This is a genomic window from Marisediminitalea sp. (assembly GCF_984433645.1).
Map to the genome: position 1 here is coordinate 1 of NZ_CFIDRX010000074.1, position 20121 is coordinate 20121.

Consider the following 20121-nt stretch of genomic DNA (forward strand, 5'->3'; position numbering starts at 1 on the left):
TAGCGGATAATCCATAGCCAAGCCTGATGTTGATTACGTTTTTTAGCGGCGTCATTCGTTACTGAGCCTCGGCAGTCACTTTCAGGATCAACGCTGCGTCCTGACTAAAATCAAACAAGTACGGTTTTTGTGTGGCTACGGCCGGTTTGTTTTCCTTTTTCTTCAGGCTGAAGCCCCGACCGCCAGCGTTAAATTCACCTTTCGACAGAGCAACACTGATTTGTGGCACCCGCTGTGCGCCATATTGCAACCACTCAAGGGCGCCGACTTGCTTGTCCTGTGGCAAAAAGTCAGCCTGATCGTCTTGTAGGCCTTCAACCAATAGGGCGTAACTCAAAAATCCGTGCTGCAGATTATCGCTTTCCATGGCGAATTGTTCGGCCTGACTTGCGGTTAAAAACAGCATGGCTTTATCGTAGGCGAGTTGCCCTAATCCGCGGCTGCCCATTGGACCGGGCTTAAAATTACTTGAGGCGATACTGGCGGCAGAATGACAGGCATCTACCACCATGACCATTTGTTGCACATCCAACGGCCTTAGCCAGTGAGACAGTTCGTCGCTCGACAACGCGTTATTGAGGACCTGTTGATTTATTTGCCGCTGTGAACCGCTACCAATATCTTCCAGTAAAAAGTAAAACTGCCCATTGTCGTGCACGTATCCGTGTCCGCTAAAGGTAACAAACAGCACATCGTTAATGTCGGCTTTTATTAGTTGGCCATTGGCATCCATAAACGTGCCGTCGTGCAATTGTTCAACAACCTGGTGAAGTTGCTTTTTAGTTGCGCGGCGATCCTGACCCGGTGCGGAAATAAGGGGGATGCGGATCACGTCATCAAACTCATTCAACGCCTGCATAGACGCCCCCAGTGTTTGTTCCATCACGAGGGCGTCATTGGCGGCATAGCGGAGGTTCCAACTTGGGTTTTCGTACTCGTTTACGCCGATGCTGATCACAATCGCCAGACGGGGAGAGTACCGCTGTGAGTCACTGGGTTTGTAGTTCACAACACTCCGCTCGCTGCGCACCCCGTCCTTGTTAAAGGCATAGGCGCTGAAGGCAAGCTCGGACGCGTTGGGGGGAATGGCGATATCGTCAAAGGTGAGGGTTGTTTGTGTTTTATCTGCCAGCGCATCACCGTCATTTTCGGGATAAAACCCTACCAGCTGACCATTGCGGAAGACCCGAACATCCTCGGCGCCAGAGTGTGCGCTGGCGCCTTCCACGTCTTCCACTTTGACGGTGATACGTGCCTTACCATTGGACTGGGTTTCTACCGAAACAATGTCCACTTTGGGGGGGACCCGATTCAAATCAGACAGTGAGGTGGGCAGTTGAAGTATTTCTCCAGCCAGCAATCGGCCAAACAAACCGGGCTGATAAAAGTCGCGCATAAAAGCTTCTAGCGGCAATGCCTGGCGAGGTTCGTCAGCCATCACCCAACTTACTGCCGGGATATCACCGGGGCGATTACTGTCGTAGAAACCGCGCTGGTCCACTACCAGAAAGCCACTGTCGGCCAGATGCATCAGAGATAACAGAGGGGCGTTTTGTTGTGTCGGCCACCACAATATGCGTCCATCAACGGTAGCCATTAACAGCGTGCGATTGTTGGCCGTTTGAACTAATTGCATCAGTTGACCTGATGTGACCCAATGCTGTTCTACCTGTCCGTCTTGTAAACGAATGCGATAAACAAAACTGGACTCCTCGCCATCCACTTCCACCAATACTGCGAGCTTATCCGGAGTCATGTTTAGCGAAGAAATATCTCCAACGGTAGAATCCCACTGCCAGGACACACTGCCGTCAGGTGCATAGCCACGCAGCTTTTCATACCGGCCTTGTACCCTTTGTAATGTGGCAGGTAAATCGCTCAACAACGTGAGTGCTGGGGTGGGGGAAGACATCTCGTAGTCAACATCGAGGGTATTGAGTTGTTCTCCCGTGGCAGCGTCAACATATATCAGTTGCCCGGGGTTGCCATAGCCGTTGGATTTCACAAAAACCAACCGGTTGTGTTGGGTATCCGGTGCTAACCAGCTGTCCTGGCTGTGCACATCTACCAGGGACAGTGTATCTAGTGACCCCGGGTTCATTTGACGCACCTTATAAACCCGCTCATCGCCGTAGTAACCGTTTGTTTCTAATGCCCACAGTGAGTCTTCATACCACCACAAGGTTTCCACGTCCGGCGAGGTTCCATCAGGCCAATCGGGTACTCTGACTTCCTTGGTATACGGCTGTTGCGACAACTCTGTTACCTGAATACGCTCTCCCAAAACTTGCCATAAATAGCCATTCTGACTGAGCATGTGGTCCAAACTGGGTAGATTCAGCAAGGTTTCGCTGCGACCGGATTGCAAATCCCATCGATTCAATTGCCATTCTACATCCCACGTGTTTTTAGTCCGGGCTCCTTGCGTTATTGTCCAAAGCCACTGGTTTTCTTCATCCAGCATAATGTGTTTGACCGCATCGGTGTCCAGCCGGTATTCCTCTTGTGGGCTGCCATTACGGCTCACTTGTAACTGATTTTCACTGGATTGAACAACAATCTTGCCGCTCAGATCCTCGGCGTATAGCACTCTGTTAGATTGAGTAGACTGGGCGTAATCAATACAGGAAATACGGCACTCAGGGAGCTCGCTGCCGATGTTGGAATTGAATTCAGTCTCAGTCATCCAATCAACCACCTTGGTTAACTGATCGGTTGTTGGTGACCAACGATAAGCGGTGAATTCCTTTGACTCTGCTTCGCCGCGATAAAATGTCAGCAGAAATTCATCGCTGTGTTTTCCTGCTGTTATTTCCGGCAGCATATTGAATTCAGAGGTTTGCACGGAAAAGTATTCTGATTGCCTGTAAATCAAAGGCTGGCCGGTTGTGGTGTCCCATACTGCTACGCCGCCGTCACCTGTCATTGCCAGATAGCGGCCACTGGTGGTGAGTGCCATACCAGTCCGACCGTTGGAAGGGCCAGGGTAATAAGTTGCCAGCAGTCTGCCGGTGTCAATGTCCCACTGGCGTACTTTTTGTTCAAGCTGTCCCGACACGGTAAAAAATGACTTGCCATCGGCCGGAATACGTAACCATTGCACCACTTCACTGCCGACTTGGACATCGCGCAGCGTTCGGCCGTTTTGGGTTTGCCATAAAGTACAACGGCCGCTGGATAAACAATGAATGGCTACTTGCCCGTCCGGTGTGACGGCCAGTTGGTTGATTGCACGTAACCAGCTTTGCTGGCCTTTGAGGTGTTTACCTACAGTCAGTGCCGGGAGTGGATTCTTGCCTTGAGCAGGTGTACTTACAAGATACGCGCTGCTGTCTTGTAGTCCATTTAACCGACCGGAAAAATAGTCAGTATGAAAGGTATCGAAGAATTTAGGGCGCAGCATGGAACGGTTAATTTGCAACGCAAAGTCCGGACTGGTTTCGCTGGCCTCAATGGCTTTACTGGACAGTTTGACCATTTCGTCGTCGACCTTAAACCCTTTTTCAACCCACGAGAGGTTTTGCTTCGCTTCTGCGATTTGCTGATGTGTTGCTTGCCATAGGGCCAGATAGTAGTGATATAAACCTGCCGACTCTTTGTCGTTATTACTGCCTAATTCATCGTCGGCGAGCATGGGAAGCCATTCACCTAATGCTTGTTGGTCAGCGTTCAGCTCGGCAACATAGGCCAGGTTCTCGCGTATACGAAAAGTGCTAAAATTGAATCCGGAATGGTAGCGTGTAGCCCACTCTTCGTTGTTGGCTTGTTGGTGCAGAGCCAGCAAATTTTGATAAACGCTTGTTGGGTCTGATTGCGGCAGTTGTAATAACTGTAGGTTCACTTTCCAGTTGAGTAGCTGTTGTTCATTACCGTAGCGTTCTATAAAGGGCTGCATCTCTTCATACACTTTGGCGGCTTTGGCTGAGTTACCCCGGTTAAACTCATAAATGGCATATTTTTCATAGAGCACCGCCATTTCTTGCCAGGTTAATTCTTGCCCGCCTTGCTCAGCATACGTTTTAATTCTTTGTTCAAATTGCCGTTCGGCCTCTCTAATACCTTTATCCAATCCGGCTTTTAGTGCCACGGTGAAGCGCTGTAAAGCAATGTCTAAAAGAAGTTTTGCATCGCCGTTGGCGAGGTTCTCGGCTTGAGTGAAGTTTTGATAAGCCTTGATCACGTCCGGATGTCCCGGCGCATTAGGCAAATTAACCGTGCTGTCTTCAAGTAACAATTGCACAGCCTGTTTATACAATCCGTGTTCAATGGCAAGCTCGCGAGCGGCCAGTTTGTCTGCAAAAAACTGTGATGTGTCTAAGTTGTCTCCTTGCTCACATTCATCACCACCGGCATAGATACGAAGAAAATTGACCCATTGCGGCCATAATTCACGGGACTTCGCATATTCTTCCAACTGCTTGCGGGTTTGAAGACGAGCTTGAAGCTGCTGAGGATCGCATTGTCGCTGCTCCCGGGGCAGACTAAACTGCGCATTCCTCTCGTTGTTGCGCAAAGTCAGCAATATGCCAAATTTCTGTTCTAACAACTTAAACTTGGTAATAGGGGCTACCTCAGGAAGTTGTCCAAATACGTTGTCTATAACAGTAATGACCTGGTTTAGGACTTCCGGATTAAAGGTGTTTGCCATTACTGTTGCTTCAACCCGGGCCAGCAACATAGCCCACTTCCGGGGATTGTGGTCTGCGGCCATGTAGCTCTCCAAGGCCATATTAACCAGTACGTTGAAACTATTTACTCGAACATAATACTCTCGGTCTGAAGGGCTACTCTGGCTTATCAGATTTCGTAGCAATAAAGCGCCTGCTTCCGCCAGGTAACCTTTTTTGAGCATGAACTCTTTTTGTTCTTGCTCTGTGGTTGGTAAAGGTGACTGCGCCATATTGATAAGTTGATCAGAGAGCACTCCGACACAGTCAGTGACGCTTAATTGTTTGCTGTCACACTGTTCGGATAGTAGTTGGGTTATCTCGGGCGGTGGGGTGTCGTAGTCCGGGTCGGGTGTACGGTTATCAGCGTCTTGGGCCAGCGCCGACAAACTGAAAAAGCACACAAAGATGAACAAACCGAGCCTGATTTTTTTACTCATAGTAATCACATGTCAACACTACCCAATTCACGGTAACATAAAACAAAGGGAGTAAACATGCTTCGACAAAGCGCTGATTGTGCATACAACGGCTAATGTAATGTGGCACATTCAGGTAGCGGTTTAATTTCTTGTTTACATGCGGTAATCAGGCAGATATGTTGCCATACTGGTATAGATATCAAGCATGTACTGATAGCAACTGCGAATTCTTGAACAAAGCTGGGCGAGGTGCATGGTTATGTTCATTTGCAGACAGAGTAGGAGAAACTGTTGTTTCATTGGATTGAATCGTCGGGAAGACGTCTCTGGCGTTCCTCGTGGCAGCCCGTCATAACCTGGCTGTTGCTGCTACTACTAGGGTATTGGCTTATTTTTTCCGACCCCTTTGGCTTGGGCGGGATCAGTGACGATGCTTCGCAAAAAACCATTTACCGCCTTAGCGCCAATCTTTATGACCATTCGAAAGGTCAGGAAAATATTGTGGTCGTCGTGTTTAATGACCGCAGCATTGAGAATCTCTACCCCGCATTTCTGCAATCGAATGACTGGCCTTTGAGCTATCAGGACCAGGTCGGTTTGCTTACCACTGTCATGGCACAAGCACCTTCAGCCATTTTTTATGACGTGATGTGGATGAAACGCCGGTCTATGGACCCAGGGTTTGAACGCGCCATTACAGCCTTGAAACTGAATCAGCAAGCGACCGGTGTGCCCCTTTTGTTCGCAGCGGGCACCGCGACCGATCTACAGAAAAACAACGTCATTACACAGCTTGAGGAAACTGTTACGCCGGTGATCACGGCCTGGGATGACGCTGGTGATGACTATCCATTACTGTCTGGCACTGAACCCTCAGCAGGGTTCGCTTTGTATCAGCACTACTGCAAGCAGCAGAACTGCGCAACGTCACCTGAACTGTTCGAAGACAGAATGAGTGTGCGTTGGAGTAGCTATGTCGCCCCGGCACTGCCTCATCGCCAAAACCAATGTGAAGAACCTCAGCAAAGCATGATTGCCAGCGCTATTTCAATTGGCAGTGACATTGTTAGCAGCGCTTTTCATCAGGATTGGATGGAGAGTGAACATAAGCCAGTCTGTCTGTCACATCAAATACTGTTTTGGGACGAAGTGGTTGCCATGGCAAGGTCAGAAGAAGACAGTGTTCGGCAGCAACTTAAATCACTGCTGGCAGGTAAGCTAGTGTTGGTCGGCGGGCAAATTGAGGGAGTGTATGACTTTGCTGAGTCACCAGTGCATGGCACGGTGCCCGGGGTAATGATGCACGCGATGGCACTGGATAACCTGCTGAATTACGGGCCGGAATACCTGCGAAACAGTGATTTGGCTGGCTGGTGGCTATTGGCCTACTGGGGCGTATTTGCGCTATTTTTAACGTCGATTAACTACCCCGGCTTAACTCATCCATTGTTAGTGCGTGCAAAGGACCATTATCGGGTAGTAGGGCTGTTGTTCGCATTGACGCTTATTTTGCTTAATATGAAGCTCTGGCATTTTGCGCCATCGGGTTGGATATCGCTGTTGGCACTTGGGTTTGCAGGGCAAAAATTCCTGCAGGGCATGTCTGAACGCTTTTCTACGGTAGAGAAAACAGATGCGAGCTAGGATAGTGAAATGGTTGATAGCGCTCACGTTTGTTTGTTGTTGCACACAAACGCATGCAGAGGAAGAAAGTCAGCCTTTACTGATTTCTGAGTGGCTGTTGCCGGTCATTGATGCTGAGATGAATAATGGTGTGGTTAAGTTCCTGAAGCGCAGCGAGCTGCCGTCGCCACCGATTATGGTGCGGGCCGAGGATAAGAATCGTATTCAGGTATTATTGCGAAAACCCAGGGGGTGGTATTGGATCCCTCGGCATGCGGTTCGCTTAAATACTGAAACAGTATTGCAACTGGTCTGCCAGGACAATTTAAAGAGCAAACAACAGGAATACCGCGGCTACGCTATGCGCGGAAACGAAGCAGACGTGCCCGTGATTGCTTGTATTAGCACCGAAGAAGAAAACTAGAGCCTGGGAGCCAACATGGTAAAGCGAATCTGTGTATTACTATTCACCTTGCTGTTGGCGAGATCTGCGCTATCGGCACAACAATACGCTTTACTGGTGGGGGTCTCAGAATATCCCAATCTCTCCCCTGAACTCTCGTTGCGCGGTCCGGCTAACGACATGCTGGTGGCGAAGCACATGTTGTTAGGGCAGCAGTTCAGCGAAAATAACATAACGCTGTTGGCTGACGGTATTGAGTCTGATGGACTCCCTACGAAAGCCAAAATTATGCAAGCACTCGCGTCTCTGGCCGGCAAAGTGAAGGCCGGTGACTTTGTGTATTTGCATTTTTCCGGGCATGGTAGCCAGCAGCCATCTGATGATTTTCGAACGGAAACGGATGGATTAGACGAGATATTTTTGCCGAGAGATGTGACCAACTGGGATATGCAAACCTCACAGGTGCCCAACGCATTAACCGACGATGAAGTGGGTAGGGCACTGGATGCTATTCGCAATAAAGGCGCCGATGTCTGGCTTATTTTTGATTCTTGCCATTCTGGCACAATGTCGCGCAGTTTAACCAATGACAGTGTGAAAATGCGCAACGTTAACCCCGCGTCGTTGGGGATTCCTGACGGGGTTACAAAGCCCAATGCGCCGCAGAGCACCTTCAGTTCAGCTGTTGTGTCGAATCAACCTGAACCGGGCGGTAACAAAGGCGCGCTTGTCGCTTTCTACGCCGCACAAAATACCGAAGAAGCGCCTGAGATGAATTTGCCACAAGGCGATACCCAGGCCGCACAGGGATTATTCAGTTTTTCTATTAGTCGTTTGGTGAGTCGATTCCCCAACGCCACTTACCGGCAATTAGCGCAAATGGTGTTAGCAAGTTATAACAGTATGCCCTGGTTCAGAACGACCCCATTGTTCGAAGGGGACAGTCTGGACAGACCGTTATTTCATCGCGAAGGACCAGTACAGCAGCGCTTTGCCGTGAGCGTAAAAGGTCAGACTTTTCATATGCAGGCCGGGTCGTTACAAGGATTTGAAACCGGCGCGCAGGTGGCGTTATACGAAGAAATTACCGGTGCCGAGATGATTAGCCAGGCCAGTGTTGAGCATGCACAACTTACCCAGTCAACACTCGCTATACCCACTTCTTTGACCAGCGGAACCTACTATGCTGAGTTGAGTCGCCCGGCTTTTCCCGCGCCGTTGCGAGTAAAGTGGCTGACGCCGCCAAGCGATGCCTGGATTCAAGCTCAGCAATCACTGGTAAACAATGCGTTGTTGTCACGAACATTGAATTGGGTAGGCGTAGAGGATGATGCGGATATTAGCTTGTATCCGGGTAGCAAAGCTCTTTATTTACTTACGCTGCAAGACCAATTGCCCTGCGAGCTTAACATAACACCCACGGAGAACTGCGCCGGTGCGGATACGCGTTTCAAAAGCCACCCTCTCGGACAGGCTTCAGGTTATGCCGGTTTACTCTCGAATATGCTGACTCGTACGGTAAGGGCGTTAAATTTGATGCGCTTGTCAGACAGTCTGATCGGCATCGATGGGGTAAATAGTTTCGTTGAACGCAGGCGCCCCGGCCAGGCATTTGAGCTCATGTCACCGGAGCGAGGCCTGGTACTCCAAGACGGCGACGAATTGCGCGTTGAATTTGTAAACAGTACCGTTCGAGCGTTAGACGTGACAATTTTGTTTATTGATAGCCTGTTTGGGATAACCCAAATTTACCCTGAACCGGGCACCAGCGGTCGTTTGCAGCCTGGCGAAGCCACTGATTTTGAGGGGACCATTGATGCCTCCACGCTGGGCACCGAGCAGTTTATGATTATCGCTACACCGGTCAATCGGCAAGATCCGCCAACCAACCTGATGCATTTACAGCAACCTCCATTAAACGCAAATGTGTTCAGCCGAGGGGCCAGTGGGATTGATTTCTTTGCGCAGGCTTTGGGCGATGCGCCCCAGTCTCGTGGCTTTACTAAGTCGAGCGCAACTAATCAGGCAACCATATCTGTCATTCGCTGGCAAACCGCAAAAGGCAAAAACTAATCAGTTGCACCGCTATTTCCTCGTCCCTTTCTTCCTGACGCACGGCGATTAATGCTGTAGCTTGAGATAGTGTGAATACCTGAAGCCTCACGAAAGACGTTTTCATTGGCAGTGCATTTATGCACTAAGCCGCTTTTTTTAAGTATTTTAAAAAATAGTGTGAGATTTTTTCTCCGGCTGCGAATCATTCATAAAGTACCTCTTTTTTTCGAGGGAACAGACGGCTTTATGGGGGTTGCTGTGCCAAGCCTCTATAAACAAAGTTGGGCATGTAATTTTGGATGCGGGGAGAATTAAACCATTGAGAAACGTGAAATGAGCGTCGAACGGCATCAGCTGTACTTAGACATCTTAGAAAAACACAAGGGCATTGTGTTTAAAGTCGCGCGTTCCTACTGCAGTAATGAGTTTGATCGGGAAGACTTAGTTCAGGAGATCCTGGCTCAAATCTGGCGTTCTTTAGATACCTACAATGACGCGTTCAAAGTCACAACATGGATGTATCGGGTGGCGCTGAATGTCGCCATTTCTGTCTACCGCAAAGACAAGTCGGCCGCCTACAAACACACAGAAATAGAAGACAGGTTGCTCACTTACGATATGGTTCAAGAGAGCGAAAATGAACAAAACTTGAGTGCGTTATACGCGTTCATAAACGAACTTAACGACATAGATAAAGCGGTATTACTGATGTATTTAGAAGGCGAAAACCAGGCTGAAATTGCGGCCAATTTAAATATCACGATTTCAAATGTCTCTACCAAAATCAGTCGTATTAAACAGAAGTTAAAGTTGAAAACGGCGTAAACCGAAGGGGTAATCAGGATGAATTTAGATCAAATGCAATCCATGTGGCAGGCACACAGTGAAAAGCTGGACGAGTGTATGAGCCTGAACAAAACACTGCTTCAGAAAATACAGTCGGAAGGTCATAAAAGTGAGTTAAATAAGCTTATTTTGGCAAGGTCGTTAGAAGGCTTTCTGTTCCTTGTAATTATTGCGGGTCTTTGGCATTACGTGGTGTCGTCCTGGAGTTTGACGGCACCTGTTGTGTCGGCCTTAGTGCTCAATGTCTTTGCTACATTGGGGTTAGCGGGAAGCATTGGTCAGGTTGTGCTATTGAGCAAAATTGACTTTTCTCAACCGGTTAGAGAAACGCTGTCTGGCCTCATTGCTGTGAGAGCACACGGCATGACCATATTTAAACTATTGTTGCTATCCGCACCTTTCTACATGGCTTATGTATTTCTGGGGTACGAGCTGGTGGCCGGCATTGATTTATTCTCATTAATGCCTGCGGAAACAAAGGTAATATTTGCCATTATTTCTGCTGTATTTGGTGTGTTGGTAGCGCTGCTTATTAACCAGCTTAAACCTGAAAACAGAAGCAATAAGCTGATTGGATGGCTATATCGGGAAGTGTCAGGCAGCAGGTTAACGCACCTGTTAGATCAGTTCGATAATATGGAAAAAGCCTGAGTGTGGGGTGGCCCAGTCTTCCCAGTGCAACAGGCGGTAAATGGTTACTTGACGCTATTTTCGCCTGAATTTTAGTAGTTTGTATTAAAGGAGCTCACTATGAGTAGTTCAGTCATTGGCGCTGTGGTTGTCGTCGTTATTGTGGTTATCATTGCAATCGCAGCGTCAAAGCACAAAGAATGATCGTTGGCATATAGTGTTAAGTTAAAAATCAACCAGCAAGCAAAGCGACGAATACGTTTCGCTTGGCTTCGCGAATTAGGACGCGGATGTTTGCTGATATGACTCGGTTTGGCCCGTTAACCGGGGTTATCTAATCAACGGCGTTGCTTTACGTAAAAGACAGGGAGGTTGGTAAGTGTTGACTAACAGTGTAATAAATTGGGTAGGCTTTACGATACAGGTCATCGGCTTATTGTTGATTACCATTGAGCTCTATTTGCCGCCGCTAGCGGAACGCCTCAAAACTTTCCTGGAGAGTATCCAGTTTCGTCTGGCTGGCAAGCCAGCGACTAAGCAATACTGGAATTGGCTGGCAATCGTCGCTTATATCGTCATATGGGTCATTTCCGTAGCCGTAGTATCCATTATGGACCCGTCAATGAGTATTGTTGCCAACGTGGCGTTTACTCTCTTTACCGTGTTCCTTGGCGTAGTGATTTTTGTGAGTAAAGTGTTTGTCAGACTCGGTATTGTGCTGGGCAGGGGCAATGTGATTGGTGGTGTTGGGCTCGTACTGGCCTTAATTGGTTTCACCATAGAAATATCGAAGATGGTTTTTTCTTAGTAGACGGAACACGCAGATAGGTTTACGCCAATCGATTCCATGTTCTCACCAGTAGATTTCACATTGAACAATTATAGGTTAGCTAAGTTTCAATTTAGTTGATTATGAATTACGCTTGAGTTGGTTGAAATTTAATCTATAAGGACGTAGATCATGTTCACACTTTTTTCTGTCAGATCGTTTTATCTTGCATTTATCATCAGCTGCAGTCTTCTTTGCAATTCGGTACTAGCAGCACAATTAACCGCTAACAGCTTTAACCACGCAGATTTAAACCTGGAGTCTGAATTAACAGCGATTTATTTAGGCGACTTTGAACACGCCAAATTAGACCGCAATGGTGTAGCGTTTAACACCATATTTGGAAATTACCTTTTTGCTTTTGGTAGGCAATGCGCTGCATATTTACCCGCAAACAAAGTGGAAATGACTGAGAGAAAGTGCGTACGAGAGCAATACGAAGTTAATATGTATGGTGGGCGCACGGGGGCGAGTCAATGCATTGAGTATCAAGACTTCGGCACAGGTGTATATGCTGACCCGGCACTCTATTCAACCAGTGAAGCCATGAAGGGGGAATTGGGTAATGCCTTGTTTGGACAATTGTTTACTAATCCAGATCCGTTAGCTTCGAGGAGTATTGTTGATGAAGCGGTTAGCGTTCAGGACGATATGAGTAAGCTGGTAGCGCAAAATGCTTGCGATGGCCCTGCGCTAAAACGTTTTGAGACTAACATGCACCTATTCGCAAAGGGACAGGCTGGCTTGACACTAGAATCCGGTGAGCGTTTGAACGATGTCATTGTGAGTAAAGCGGCCGAGTTGAAGGCCGAAGACATCAATCTGGTTAAACTGATTGACGATTTGATTATAGAAAACTCAAAAGGTTGGATGATGAATCGTTATTCGCAGGGCAATGTATATGGCGTAAAGGTGGTCTCAGCGGATAGTGCGGGTCGTCCTAAAGTCGTGTTTGCGAATTATCGGTTTAACTCGTTAGGTGGTGCAATGACGGGGGCTGTGCAATTGACTTTCGAAGATCATACTCCCAAGTGTATGTTTTTCTTAGACGCTCCAAAAACCTGCCGTGTTCCTAGTCGCGGTATTGTGAATTCATTTGATCAAGGTAAATATGTGGCCTCTTCCAGATAGGCTGGACTTTTTGCGACACACTCGTCCGTAAGCGCTATTTGCATTGTTGTTATATTTATACTGACATAAAAAAGCCGAATGTTAGCACTGTAACATTCGGCTTGTCGTTTCTGACTAATCAGTTACTGAGGGCGGCCCAACCAGTACATTGCGCGGGCGGTAGCCATCATGACTTCGAGGTTGCCTTGCGCAGATTTTCTTGCATGCATAGAATAACTGCGAGGGGAACCAATTAATGCCGGGCTCTGCCAAATCATGCTGCCTTCAACAGTCATTTCACCGAGGCGCGATGAACCATAATTTTCCCAGTGTTGCTCGTCATTTTCCCCGGTTACCAGAAGAGTCTGTTCACTGTTTGTTAAAGGGTTGGCTACCATATCGACAATCTCCATTTCCAGCGAAACCTCGGACGTTTGATTAAGGCTATCGTCGGTGACATCAAATAAAACCAGTGATCGCCCACTTCTCTTGTAGCAAGCTAACTCTGCAGCAGGATCACTGTCAGCATTAATAAATGCTAAACGTGCGCAGGAAGTATTTGTACTTGCCTGAATGGAAAAGCCTGAAGCTGTTGGTTTGAGTAGCTGTGTTGAGTCATCACCTGTTGAGAGCGCAACATACACATTGCCATCCATGGTTACAATGTCAAAGTCACGGAAGTACTGCGGCATGGTGTACGTTGCCAACATGACCTGATTGTTCACGTCGACAGCTTTTAATGTGCGATCATCGACAAAGATGGCATCGTCAAAGCCGTCATTGTTAAAGTCGAAGGACTTGATTACTGAAATATCGTTCGAGTATTCACCGGTAATTTCATACTGAATGGAGAAATCATTCAACTGCATTGCTGCAAAAGAACCATCGTAGGTTTCAGCTGACGGAAGGAATAAATCACCTGCGCCGTCATTATTGTAATCGTTGGTTACAGCAATGCGGGAGTTGTCCCAGTTGGAGGAGATCTCCTCGCTGGTGGTGTAACTCCCCGTACTGTCCATCAATAAAACTTTAGAGCCATCGTAGCCACTCCCCGTACTGGGAACAAAGAACACGGCTCGCTCATCACCCGGATATAAGTCCGCCCAACCTGCCGCATTAAAGCTATCAAGCTGCTCTGATGTTGCCGTTGTCTTTACTGTCGCAGACGTGGCAGTTACATCAGCAGTGACTAGTAAATCCTCGCCCGAACTCGTCACTCCCGTGGCCCATAATAGCTCATTCAAGCCATCATTATCTGCATCACCAAGGGTTAATGAAGCAGAACCGTGATCAACCATATCCACCGTAAATACAGAGGAGAGTGTGTTGTTAGTTAGCTTCATAGCGTGAATATTGCCCCATTGGCAATCACCAACAAGCAACACGGGAGCGCTATCTGCTGTAAGCTTGCCTGCGCTAATATCACAAGTATTAAAATTCTCGATGCTGGTGATCTGAGATTTGTCTTGTGCGGAGTACACGTATATGTAATCCCAATTGTCTGCGCCGACAATTTCGTCAACACCATCGTCATTTATATCAGCTACGGCGATATAACTACTGCCAAAACCTGAGCCAAGAAACCACTGGTTAGCACCAGATTCAAGGTCGTAAACCAGTCCGGAGTTGGTCACTAATTCCAGTTGAGGATCATCATCTACATTACCTAAGGCAATTTCGGCGATCCCATCTGCGGTAAAAGTAAATAAAGGTGCTTCTGGTGAGGCGATATCTATTACAACAATGTTGTCGGCATCTCTATAGTCACTGTTTGAATAAAGGTAAGCCAGCTCGTCATCACCGTCGTTGTCGATGTCACCAAGAATGGCGCTGTGTATGTAACTGTCTGTCTCCATCAGCGTGGTAGCTGCTTCATTAATGTTGGTAATCAAAGAGATGGTATGACTGGAAATCACGAGAATATCGAGATAGCCGTCATCATTGACATCGGTACTAAGCACTTGCTTGACGTTTCCGCCCTGCTCAAATATGTAGGGATACATCCAGGACTGGCTATAACTGCCGTTTTGATACGAAAGCAGGAACACACGGTTTTGTGAATCAGTAGTAAGGACTTCGTTGTCGCCGTCGTGGTCAAAATCACCAATCGCCATGGCATTGTTTAATTTGGGCACTTCAATTCCTGAGCGAGCTAACTCTTGCACTTCGTTGTTAGTCACTGAAACATAGGTACCAACGACGTCTGCATCATCTTCACCAGTCGAGAAGTTGAAAGCGAAACGCTGGGTTTTAAACAATTGACTGCCCGGCACTTGCCAGGAAATCAATCCATTCTCATTAATGGTCGCGCCTGAGGGCGCTGAGACTAATGTAGCGACACCCTGATTGTCTCCAAGGTCTGGGTCAGAAATTATCGCGTTAAACTCGACATAGTCGCCCGGCAGCACGGATTCAGGTAAATTTTCGAACACCACCTGGGCTGGTGCATCTGAAAGTACAATGGTCGTCCTATCAGATTCTACGGTATTGGCACTGTCTGAGACCACCAAAGCCACTTCCACCAGGTCGTTAACGGTTGCACGGTAAGCGGGTAGTGTATCGCCTGAAACGTCTTCTACGAGGTTACCATTAATATACCAACGATAGCTGATAGCTAAGTCTTCATAGGAAGTGTCTTCATCATAATAATAGACAGAACTGACGGTAATGGGGGTGGTGGCATCCACTGTTTCCCATGAATAATAATCGGGTGCATACACCATGGGAGGGAGTGACATATCGCTAACAGCGACAAGGGTTTTGTCTGTCAGCGAACCATCCAGCAAGTCATAGATATTACTTATGTAAGTACCTACATCATAGTTACCGTCGTTATCGGTATCTTCCATATAGCGAATAGGGCCTTGCTCAAACAGTAAGGCTGCGGTTTTATCACCCGAGACAGTCATTTCTCCACTGTACATATAGGGCGGGAAGTCATCAGCACTATCCAGCTCGATAACCAGTTTACCTGCAGAGCCGATATACACATCAACTTCAACATGGCTAATTGAGTCACCAGAATACGGTGACATATCAAAGTCACCTTCTAATTTGTATTGTTCAGAGCCAATATTAAATGCAACATTTTGGTAGGTTTCTACCTGGTAATTTCCGCTAGTGGCGTCGAAACCTTCTTTAAATGACACTAAACCCGACAGCGTGTATGGAGTCCCTTCATATGTCCATTTGAGATTGTCGAAATACATACTGTATTCCACATTGCTGTCTGACACACTTTCGATCGCAATGGCCGTTGAGCCAGAGATTGCAACACCATTACTGTAAAGCCAACAGTTCTGGTAGCTCATTGCAATGATACCCGTTGAGTCGCCAGATATCTTGCCGTCGTAAGAAACGTTTCCGCCTTGGTCGCAAGCGTAAGTCTTTTTAATCGCGCCGTTTTTCACATCATCACTGAAGTCTTGTTCTGCCAGTTCAGGCAGAGCCATACCAGAATCGCTAAACAGTAAGTTAAATGCGTGTTGGACTAATTCCAAATCGACTTCTGCATTGGTAGTTTTGCCTTTGTATTGCGCGTTTGCGATAGACGATGCTGCAGTATTGAGGCGTGCTGGACTGTAGTCTTTAGCGTTTTTAATGATGGTAGATGATGTGACAGGTGAAGAGCCTCCGCCCCCTGTACCAGAGTCTGAACCGCCGCCTCCACAAGCTGAAAGTGACAACGCGATTACACTGATCACGCCAAGACGAATACTAGCAGTCATAGCTCTTCCTTGATGTATTGTTATTGGATTTTTCCGAGCAGTAAATTTAGCGTAAAGACAAACAAGAAACAACGGCTTATCTGCTGGAATGAGAGCAGAAAAATCGAAGCTGTATTTTCCTGAACAAAGAAAGCAAGTTGTAGGCAACTTGTTAGTTTTATGCGCTTTGAGAGAAACCGGTGATTCGATAGCAAATCAGACATAAAAAATTCACGTGGGTTTATCGATCGCAATGGAAAAGTGTTCCTTTGCAGATGCCTGGCATGAGGAAGCGCGACACGGCCAGCATAGCGCCACTGATGACGGATTATGAAAAGTTTATACATGAAATCATGTTCTGAAAGTAACGGGCAAGAACAACCCGAAAGTGCATTGCAAATACTTCGCACAATTAAAAATCTTGTTGAAATAATGGGGCTGGACCAGGTGAGTCTTTATAGCAAAGACAATGCAATGCTTGATGAAATGTAAGAGTTATTTCTATTTATTAAACGTTTACAGATAGTTGCCGATAACGACCTGCGCGTTCAATTTATGAAAGTTGTTATTGTTCCGTCTGTAATGTTGGAAAGTTTCTAAAGGAGTAGTGGGAAACCTGATGCCAGGTTTCTTTTAAAGAAGCATGGGCCTATATGTCAATACTAATAACAGTTCGCTGTATGCTCAACGGCAGCTTTTAAAGTCTGGTTCCCAATTAACCGTTTCTTTAGAGCGACTTTCTTCCGGCTTCAGAATTAACGCGGCTGCAGACGATGCGGCGGGCCTGCAAATATCTGATCGCATGACATCACAAATCCTTGGGTTGGAACAAGCTGTCAGAAATGCTAACGATGGGATATCGTTGGTCCAAACTGCAGATAGCGCTCTGGCTGAGAGCACAACAATCATTCAGAGAATGCGGCAACTGGCAATTCAATCACAAAATGGCATCAATAGCGTCGCTGATAATACCGCGATACAGAAAGAAATTAGTCAGCTATCTACCGAACTAAATCGCATTGCTAATGATACACAATTCGCAGGACGAAATTTGCTCGATGGAACGTTTAGTGCAACTTTTCTTGTTGGTGCTAATTCCGGGCAAACTATAGATGTATCACTTTCGGGTAGTTCAGCCAGGCTATCATCCCAAGGGCTCGGGATTGGTTATGATGGTGACGATGTAAGTGGGGCCTACCGAGATCTGGGAAGTGGGCAGCTAATTCTTAGTACCGGGTTGGCACCTGCAGGTACGTATAAATTCGCAACTTCCGTTGATGGTGGTAATACCTACAGCGAAATTACCGTTGCACTGGGTGGAAATTCAACCTCTGACGCACAAACGATCGTCGATACAATAAATGAGCAACTATCCTTTCGCGGATTTGATTCGTTAATTACAGTAGGTAGTCAGGTTGTATCGAATACCAATGAACCATTACGTGTTGCACAGGCTTCTTCAAACCCGATGGATCTTGGCAATAATTTCAATCCTACCGGCACCTACGATGCACTGTTTTTGGATATCGACAGCCTGGATAAGGCATTATCCACTGTGGATAGTATCCGTGCCGAATTAGGAGCCAAACAAAACCGCTTTCAATCCACTTTAAGAAACTTATCCAGCATTAGAGAAAACGTAGCAGCGGCCAAAAGCAGAATTAAAGACACGGATTTTGCAGTAGAAACTGCTAACCTGACTCGCAATCAAATTATTCAGCAAGCCAGTACATCGGTTCTATCGCAGGCCAATCAAAGTCCACAACTTGCCTTGTCGTTACTAAACTAATATTGCAATGGATGCAAAGAATGTCTGGATTTCAAAACTTGCAAGGGCTGCTTCCGATTGAAGTTGCTTTGTATATTTACCAGATATAGGAGCGTAACTTTCTGCACTACTGGCAAGCGTCAAACGTTTTTACCATTCAAATTTCCAGCGACTGAACCTGCCAATTCAAAAGCTGTAAAGCGTAATTAAGAATTAACGCCATTATTTACAGGAGATTAATATGGCCAGAGACTTGTCTAATATCCAGCCAGAAGTGCATTCTAGACGCCGATACTACGTTGTTTCTGAAGGGACTAAACCTGGGGTTTACTACGAATGGGAAGATGTAGAGGCGCAAACTAAAAAATATTCTTGCCCTCTATATTGCCGATACCGCACTGAAATTGAAGCACGGGAAGCGCATGGTGTTTATCAACGGCGGCAAGCCAAACCAAAAATAAAGCAGCGGTCTAGCCGTAGACGAACTACAGTCTTGGGAGCTTGATTAAGGCGTCGCAATCTTGGGGCGATAGAAGATCCCGTTTGTCGCCCCTTTACCTTTCAACTTAGTCATTTCGAATATGGCAGACAGGCCAGCAACTACGCCGGTTACCTTCGCTGAACCATAAGTACGAGGATCAAAATCAGGTTTGGTACGCTTTAAGAAGCTTCCCGCCGGACCAACGTTAACCCAACCATCATCGTTCTGATACAGTTCCCATGCTTTCAACAAAACCGGGATAAGTTCTTCTGCGCCATTGGTGGATATCGCGTTATCCGGCTTTGGTGTATCACTATTAGATACCGGCTCTGCGCCTAAGTTTTCGGTGAAGATGAAATCATCACAGGCATTTCGAAACGATACCGGTGTTTTCTTTTCTCCCACACCAAACACAAACTTTTCCGATTCACGTAACCGTGAGGCTAGCTTGGTAAAGTCACTATCACTGGAAACCAATGCAAAGGCATCAATACGGTCGGAATACAGTAAATCCATAGCATCAATAATCATCGATGCATCGGTGGAGTTTTTACCGGTGGTATAGGCAAACTGTTGAATAGGCTGGATAGCTAACTCATTAAGCGGCTTCTTCCAGTTCTTTAAGGTGTCGGCAGACCAATCACCGTAAGCCCGCTTTATGAGCACATGTCCGTGCGCTGATATCTCATCTAATATCGGTGATAGCTTGGCTAACTGTGCATTATCCGCATCAATCAGTACGGCCACTTTCTTGTGAACATCCAGGTCTTTCATCTCTATCCTTACTTATTCGGTATAACGGCATTTCGGGAAGTTAGAACACCCGTAAAAGGCATTACCGGCATTAGGGCCGCGTTTGGCCGTTCTTTCTACTAACTCACCAGAACATTTTGGGCATACCTTGCGTTTTTCAATAGTCACCTGAGGTGAAACCTGCACATCGTTTACCAAAGCTAATAGTTTTGGACCATCAATTAGCTCGATAGGTTTGCCTGCAGCAAAGTCGATAGCTTGTTGAGTAAAGGTGCCAGAACTGATGATAATAAAATGGTTGGCCTGATGTGCAGTCAGCACACCAAACATTTCTCGCACCACATTCACGCCGACCTTTTGCGTTTTCCACTGCTTGCATTGTACCAAGGTAACCAGGTCATCCTTGCGAAGTTCTAAATCAATACCACCGTCGGCACCATAACCACCTTCCGTTACCCGGTAACCCTGCCTGCGATAGGCTTCGGCCACCAACTCTTCAAAGTTACGCCAGTGCAAATCACGCACGGTTTGGATATTACGCTGGGTATCTAGTTGTATTGCCTTACGACGAGTATTCAAAAACGCAAAGGGGACAGCAAGTAATATCAGGCCAGCAATATATGGTGCTGGAATGACGAAGGCTTGAAACACCGCGTCGGTGATTTGGTTATCGGTTTGAATGGATGGCAACACATACGCCATCATCACATAGGCCGTGGCTGATACTAGTACCGACACCCACCATGGTAACTCTACCAGTAGGTCAATAAAGGTGGTTTTGTTTCTTGGCATTCACAAACATCCGTGTGTTAACTACCTAAAGTGTA

Annotated in this window: 13 protein-coding genes; 9 read left to right on the plus strand and 4 right to left on the minus strand. The window is 46.9% G+C overall.

Features of this window, described 5'->3' with window-relative positions:
- Window positions 1-58: 58 nt before the first annotated feature.
- Window positions 59-5107, minus strand: a complete 5049-nt coding sequence (locus tag AC4MRN_RS11025) for a caspase family protein (RefSeq protein WP_491203297.1) — start codon at window positions 5105-5107, stop codon at window positions 59-61.
- Window positions 5108-5380: 273 nt separating this feature from the next.
- Here AC4MRN_RS11025 and AC4MRN_RS11030 point away from each other — a divergent pair, with 273 nt between their 5' ends.
- The 7 genes from AC4MRN_RS11030 (at window position 5381) to AC4MRN_RS11060 (ending at window position 12606) form a co-directional block, all read left to right on the plus strand.
- Entirely contained in the window at window positions 5381-6733 is a 1353-nt protein-coding gene (locus tag AC4MRN_RS11030; protein ID WP_491203298.1) for a CHASE2 domain-containing protein, read from the plus strand.
- The gene (locus AC4MRN_RS11035) at window positions 6723-7136 is read left to right on the plus strand and encodes a hypothetical protein (protein WP_491203299.1); all 414 of its coding nucleotides are present in this window, start codon (window positions 6723-6725) and stop codon (window positions 7134-7136) included. Before AC4MRN_RS11030 ends, AC4MRN_RS11035 begins: the two co-directional genes overlap by 11 nt.
- Before the next feature lie 15 nt (window positions 7137-7151).
- Window positions 7152-9188, plus strand: a complete 2037-nt coding sequence (locus AC4MRN_RS11040; RefSeq protein ID WP_491203300.1) for a caspase family protein — start codon at window positions 7152-7154, stop codon at window positions 9186-9188.
- Between the two features lie 315 nt (window positions 9189-9503).
- The gene (locus AC4MRN_RS11045; RefSeq protein WP_491203301.1) at window positions 9504-9995 is read left to right on the plus strand and encodes an RNA polymerase sigma factor; all 492 of its coding nucleotides are present in this window, start codon (window positions 9504-9506) and stop codon (window positions 9993-9995) included.
- 18 nt (window positions 9996-10013) lie between these two features.
- Complete coding sequence (locus tag AC4MRN_RS11050; protein WP_491203302.1) at window positions 10014-10667, plus strand: hypothetical protein; 654 nt, start codon at window positions 10014-10016, stop codon at window positions 10665-10667.
- A gap of 358 nt (window positions 10668-11025) precedes the next feature.
- Window positions 11026-11454 (plus strand): hypothetical protein, encoded by a 429-nt coding sequence (locus tag AC4MRN_RS11055; protein ID WP_491203303.1) that lies wholly within the window; start codon window positions 11026-11028, stop codon window positions 11452-11454.
- Window positions 11455-11607: 153 nt separating this feature from the next.
- The gene (locus AC4MRN_RS11060; RefSeq protein WP_491203304.1) at window positions 11608-12606 is read left to right on the plus strand and encodes a hypothetical protein; all 999 of its coding nucleotides are present in this window, start codon (window positions 11608-11610) and stop codon (window positions 12604-12606) included.
- A gap of 122 nt (window positions 12607-12728) precedes the next feature.
- Here the strand turns inward: AC4MRN_RS11060 and AC4MRN_RS11065 are convergent, their stop codons facing one another.
- Window positions 12729-16313, minus strand: a complete 3585-nt coding sequence (locus tag AC4MRN_RS11065; protein ID WP_491203305.1) for an FG-GAP repeat domain-containing protein — start codon at window positions 16311-16313, stop codon at window positions 12729-12731.
- A 622-nt stretch (window positions 16314-16935) separates the two neighbouring features.
- On the opposite strand from AC4MRN_RS11065, the gene AC4MRN_RS11070 reads away from it, so the two are divergent.
- Both AC4MRN_RS11070 and AC4MRN_RS11075 read left to right on the plus strand, forming a co-directional pair.
- Window positions 16936-18081, plus strand: coding sequence for a flagellin N-terminal helical domain-containing protein (locus tag AC4MRN_RS11070; RefSeq protein WP_491203306.1), 1146 nt, complete (start codon window positions 16936-16938; stop codon window positions 18079-18081).
- 220 nt (window positions 18082-18301) lie between these two features.
- Complete coding sequence (locus AC4MRN_RS11075; protein WP_490403336.1) at window positions 18302-18565, plus strand: RNase H1/viroplasmin domain-containing protein; 264 nt, start codon at window positions 18302-18304, stop codon at window positions 18563-18565.
- Here the strand turns inward: AC4MRN_RS11075 and AC4MRN_RS11080 are convergent, their stop codons facing one another.
- Window positions 18566-19315 (minus strand): NYN domain-containing protein, encoded by a 750-nt coding sequence (locus AC4MRN_RS11080; RefSeq protein ID WP_073323707.1) that lies wholly within the window; start codon window positions 19313-19315, stop codon window positions 18566-18568.
- Between the two features lie 12 nt (window positions 19316-19327).
- On the minus strand, window positions 19328-20086 hold the full coding sequence (locus AC4MRN_RS11085) for a DUF2034 domain-containing protein (protein ID WP_491203307.1): 759 nt from the start codon (window positions 20084-20086) through the stop codon (window positions 19328-19330).
- Window positions 20087-20121 lie beyond the last annotated feature (35 nt).